The sequence below is a fragment of the Saccharopolyspora sp. NPDC002686 genome, from assembly GCF_040295745.1.
Taxonomy (GTDB): domain Bacteria; phylum Actinomycetota; class Actinomycetes; order Mycobacteriales; family Pseudonocardiaceae; genus Saccharopolyspora; species Saccharopolyspora oryzae.
On the sequence record NZ_JBEOVY010000467.1, the window covers coordinates 1 to 4994 of the forward strand.

Annotated in this window: 5 protein-coding genes; 2 read left to right on the forward strand and 3 right to left on the reverse strand. The window is 70.9% G+C overall.

What is annotated here, in order from left to right; genetic code table 11:
- Positions 1 to 335: 335 nt before the first annotated feature.
- On the forward strand, positions 336 to 1196 hold the full coding sequence (locus ABTZ89_RS35620; RefSeq protein WP_270953805.1) for an inositol monophosphatase family protein: 861 nt from the start codon (positions 336 to 338) through the stop codon (positions 1194 to 1196).
- 30 nt (positions 1197 to 1226) lie between these two features.
- Here ABTZ89_RS35620 and ABTZ89_RS35625 read toward each other — a convergent pair whose 3' ends face one another.
- The 3 genes from ABTZ89_RS35625 to ABTZ89_RS35635 all read right to left on the reverse strand — a co-directional run bounded on the left by ABTZ89_RS35625 (position 1227) and on the right by ABTZ89_RS35635 (position 3532).
- Positions 1227 to 1823: a hypothetical protein gene (locus ABTZ89_RS35625; RefSeq protein ID WP_351053279.1), complete on the reverse strand. Its 597-nt coding sequence runs from the start codon at positions 1821 to 1823 to the stop codon at positions 1227 to 1229.
- A gap of 234 nt (positions 1824 to 2057) precedes the next feature.
- Positions 2058 to 2927, reverse strand: coding sequence for a 1,2-phenylacetyl-CoA epoxidase subunit PaaC (paaC, locus tag ABTZ89_RS35630; RefSeq protein ID WP_351053282.1), 870 nt, complete (start codon positions 2925 to 2927; stop codon positions 2058 to 2060).
- 107 nt (positions 2928 to 3034) lie between these two features.
- Entirely contained in the window at positions 3035 to 3532 is a 498-nt protein-coding gene (locus ABTZ89_RS35635; RefSeq protein ID WP_270953802.1) for a DUF3592 domain-containing protein, read from the reverse strand.
- A 114-nt stretch (positions 3533 to 3646) separates the two neighbouring features.
- On the opposite strand from ABTZ89_RS35635, the gene ABTZ89_RS35640 reads away from it, so the two are divergent.
- On the forward strand, positions 3647 to 4939 hold the full coding sequence (locus ABTZ89_RS35640; RefSeq protein ID WP_351053285.1) for an isochorismate synthase: 1293 nt from the start codon (positions 3647 to 3649) through the stop codon (positions 4937 to 4939).
- Positions 4940 to 4994: the final 55 nt, after the last annotated feature.

The window sequence follows — 4994 nt, forward strand, 5'->3', positions numbered from 1 at the left end:
CAATACACGGCAGTCGGGCCGTCCTCGCCAGGCGACGTCTGAGAACCCGCGGCGGTGCCGGTTGAGAGGGTGGGCTATTCGCCTGGCGGCGAATCCAAGCAAAAGATCAAAGACGAATGCCGAAGGCAGGTTCTGGAGGCGGAGTGCCGCAGGTCGTCGAGGGTGTGCGGATTTCCTGATAACTCCGGATGGCGCTGTTCATCTGGGAAAACGTTCTTTTGGTGGCATCGGGGCGGGCTTGGCGTGGTTGTGGCTCGCAATCGTGATCTGCCTCTCCACCAGCGGTCACCTGGGCGTTGCGCGCCGGTCACCCGCCGCACGGAACCTGGGGCGGCATGACGGTCCTGCCAACCCCGCCCGCGCAGAGCGACCCGGCACTGGTCTCGCGAGCGTTCGAGGTCGCCGGGCGACTCGCCAACGACGCCGCCGACGTGATCATCGCGACCGCCGGGCGCGGGGCGCAGCCCGCCCCGACCGAGTCCCCGTTCGACTGGGTCACCGACACCGGCCGCACCCTCGAACGGCACACCCGGCGGGTGCTGGCCGACGAATTCCCGGGAATCCCGGTGTTCGGCGAGGAATTCGACGCGGCACCGACCACCGTCGCCGAGCACTGGGCGGCCCGCGCCGGGACGGCCAAGTTCCGCTGGTCGGTCGATCCGGTCGACGGCACCGCCAACTACGTCGCCGGACTTCCCTGGTGCACCTACAGCCTCGCGATGCTCGACGAGCACGGCCCGGTCGTCGGCGTGGTGGCCGACCCGTACCGCACGCAGATCTACGCCGCCGCCCGCGGCCGCGGCATGCGCGCGAACGGAACACCGGTGCGGCTGGGTGAACAACGGGAGACGCGCGGCGGCATCGTGTGCACCGAGCTGACCAAGAACGGCCCGTGGCGGGGCATGGACCGGTTCATCACCAACGCGGCCAGCGCCCAGGTCGGCGTGCGGCTGCTCGGCTCCCCGGCACTGGCGATCACCCAGGTCGCGCTGGGGCACGCGGTGGCCGCGGTGCTCGACTCCTACCAGGAGTGGGACGTCGCCGGAGCGCTCGCGCTGGCCACCGAAGCCGGCGCCACGGTCCTGGACCGGCGGGGCGAACCGAACCCCTTACCCCTGGACGGACTCCTGGTGACCGCCCCCGGAGCCGCCACCGACGTGCACGACTGGTGGCACCAAGCCGTCACCCACGGCTGAAATCACCGATTGTGGCTGGGTTTTCGCCTTTCAGGCTGCGGGGAGGAGGGTTCGGGCCGGCGCGGATTCCGAGGTCGGGCCGAAGACCGCGGACATCGGGCGCAGGAGCGGGAACTGGTCCCGCAGCACCACGACCTGGTGGTGGACCCGGTTCAAGTCCGGGTCGGCGACGAGTTCGACGACGGCCTCCAGGACGTGATCGGTGACCATGCCGAAGCGGACCGCGGCATCCTCCAACTGGCCCCGCACGCGGTGCAGGACCTCTTCGTCGGATCCCGTGCTCGTCAGGCCCCGCCCCAGCTCGGCGAGCGCGCGGACGTTCGGCAGTTCGGCGTCCATGCGGCGGACCACCGCGTGCAGCTGCTGCCTCGCCTGGGCCGAGGACACCGCCTCCACGGCCTGCGCTGCCCGCTGCACCGCCTGCTCGCAGCGCCGGACGTCGTGCAGCCAGCGGTCCTGCGGTCGAACCTGCACGAGCTGCGCTTGGACAGGCGGCGCCGGTGCGGGCTGCTGCGGCAGCGGAGCGGGCGCAGTCCGGCGTCTTCCGGTGCTGGCCGCCAGCACCACTCCGGCCCCGCATGCACCCGCGACCAGTGCTATCAGCACTTGCACCCAGAATCCGTCCACGTCCAGTTGTCCTTCCACTCGGCCGCGAGCAGCCGCCCAAACCGGTGTCCCAACCCGCGGATCTCGATCCGACGTGATGTTCCGGACCGAGGTTCCCGAGCGTCTCCGATCAACTCTGCTCCGTTTCCCCGCGGAGTTCTTGGGGAAAAGTACTCAATCTGACCGGTCGCCCTGCCTGCGTAACCGAACCGGAACACGGAATTTTCCCGCATTCGGAGAAGCCCGGGCACCCGGTCAGCCGGACCGGGCCAGGTACTGCAGATCGGCGATCAAGAACTCGAACCCTCCGGTGTGCGCGCCGTCGCGGCCACCGGGGCGGGCGAACTCGCCGAAGTCGGCGGGTTCTGGGCGCTGGAGCCGGGCCACAGAGAAGACCTCGTCGAGCACGTTACTCACGTCGTTGCGCACCTTCGCCGGATCGACCGCACATCCGAGGTCCGCCAGCCAGGCCTCCACCGGGTGCGGGACGAACAGCTCAGCGGTCAGCGGCCACACCCGCTGGAACCCGGCGGCCATGCGCCGCGACGAGTTCGCGTTGCTGTCGCCGAACCGGATCACCCACTGCGCCGCGTGATCGCGATGCCGGGCGAGCCGGTTCAGCGAGCCAGCCGCCAGGGACGCCAGCACCGCGTCGGTGCTGCCCGCCAACCGCTCGAACACCGCGCACCGCCAGGCCGCGAACAGCAGGAGCCGGGCCATCGTGGCGGGGAAGTCACCGCCGGGCCCCGGACCGCAGTCGATCTCGACGAGGCGGACGTTGCGGAAGTCCTCGGCCGCCCGGAAGTACGCCATGCGGTCTTCGTCCCGCCCCGCTCCCTCGACCTCGCCGGCCCGGTGCAGCAGGATCCGCGCCTGCTCCAGCAGGTCCAGCGCGATCCCGGTGAGCGCTGCGGACTCCTCGAGCTCCAGCGCGCGGACTCCCCACTCGGTCAACCGGTGCGCGAGCACCAGCGCGTCGTCGCCCAACATCGCGCAGTACTGGGAGAGGTCCGAGGCGAGCACTCCCCCGGGCACTGAGCGATCCACAGTGGACATAGATGGCGCGCCGAGCACCCACTGCTGCACATCCGCTGCACTCGCGCGCGATTCCCGGATGTTCATCATGGCGACCTCGCAGGCCGTGCCGAACCCCAGCGCCGGGGACTATCCACATCGGCCGTCCGACGGGCAAGTCCAGTGTCACACCACCCGACCGGGTTAGGGAAGCCCGTTCAGCGGTTCGCCGAGCGGCGGAACAGCCAGTACAGCGGCAGCAGCACCGCCCACAGCACGGCCAGCATGCTGCCCACCGGCAGCAGCGACAGCGTCGCGTTGCGCCCGGCCACCCGGACCAGGTCGGGGTTCCGCGAGTCGAACTCGACCCGCACCAGCTGCCCGGTCTGCAGGTCCGCCGGGTACAGGACGCCGTTCGGCGGGATGTAGACCCGGCCCTCGTCGGTGTTGAAGCGCACCGCGGTCCGCACCAGCGAGGTGTCGACGACCTCCGCGACCGCGTCGCCCCGGGACTCCTCGATGGTCCGGTCGTTGATGAAGCAGGCGATGATGATGGACAGGCCCATCGCGGTCATCAGCACGCCGAAGATCAGCACGCCGCGCGCGGCACGACGCCAGCCCTTGCGGCGCACCGGTCGCGCAACCGGTCGGTCACCTTCCGTGCTGGATCCGGTCACCGAGTCGGCCGCGTCCGGTACCACCGCGTCGCTCGCCACGGTGACCGATTGTAAGCGCGTCGCCCTGGTGACCCCGCGCGGCTTCCGTGTCGTCCACCTCATCGAGCCGTCGGTGTCGTCCATCTCATCGAGGTCGCCGCATACCCTCCAGGAGTGGCGACTACATCGCGGCTGCTGGTGGCCCGGACACGCCGGCTCGAACCAGGTGACCCCCGACACGACCGCCCGCTGCTTGAGCTGCTGCCCAGCGGGTCGACCCTGAGCTGGGTCCGCGACGGGTCCGGGCTGGTCGGCTGGGGCTGCGCAGCGCGCCTGGAAGTGGACGGCCCGAACCGCTTCACCCAAGCCGACGACTGGTGGCAGCAGCTGTGCGAGCGGACCGAGGTCTTCGACTCGGTGGGCCTGCCCGGGTGCGGCCCGGTGGCGTTCGCCAGCCTGGCCTTCGCAGACGAGCCGGGGCACTCCGTGCTGGTGGTCCCCGAGGTCGTGGTCGGAGAACGCGACGGGGTCCGCTGGATCACCACGATCGGCAACGGCCCGGCCGAGCCCACCCCGCACGAACCGGTCCACCCGCCCGGCACCGTCTCCTACAGCGACGGTCAGCTCTCCGCCACCGGCTACCGGCAGGCGGTGGCCGAAGCCGTGCGCCGGATGCAGGAGCCCGGTGGCCTGGGCAAGGTCGTCCTCGCGCACGACCTGCTGGCCACCACCTCGGAGCCGCTGGACATGCGGTTCCTGCTGCACAACCTGGCCGCCCGCTACCCGTCCTGCTGGACCTTCGCCGTCGACGGGCTGGTCGGGGCCACGCCGGAACTGCTGTTGGAGCGGACCGGCTACGAGGTCCGCTCCCGCGTGCTGGCCGGCACGATCTGGCCGCACGAGGACCACAGCACCGAAGAGCTCGCCGCGGAACTGCTGTCCTCGGAGAAGAACCGCAACGAGCACGCCTACGCCGCGGAGTCCCTGGCCGTGCAGCTGCGCCCGTTCTGCAGCGACCTCACCGTGCCCGACGAGCCCGAGGTGCTGCAGCTGCGCAACGTGATGCACCTGGCCACCAACGTCGAGGGCAAGCTCAGCGACGCCGATGGCCGAGCCGCGTCGCTCCTGCGCATGACCGCTGCGGTGCACCCGACGGCGGCCGTCGGCGGCACACCCACGCCGGACGCGGTGCGGCTGATCAGCGAGCTGGAGGGGATGGACCGGGGCCGCTACGCGGGGCCGGTCGGCTGGCTGGACGGCAGCGGCAACGGCGAACTCGGCATCGCCCTGCGCTGCGCCCAGGTGGAGAACGCCGCTGAGCCCGGCGAGGAAACCGGGCGCAGCGGCGGCAAGGTGCGGCTGTTCGCCGGGTGCGGAATCGTCCCCGACTCCGACCCGGACCTGGAAGTCGCGGAAGCGGAAGCGAAACTGCTCCCGGTCCGAGAAGCCTTGGAAGGCCTCCACTAGCGAGGAGGTCGTGAGCGGCGATGGTCGCTCTTACGACCATCCCCGCTCACGACCG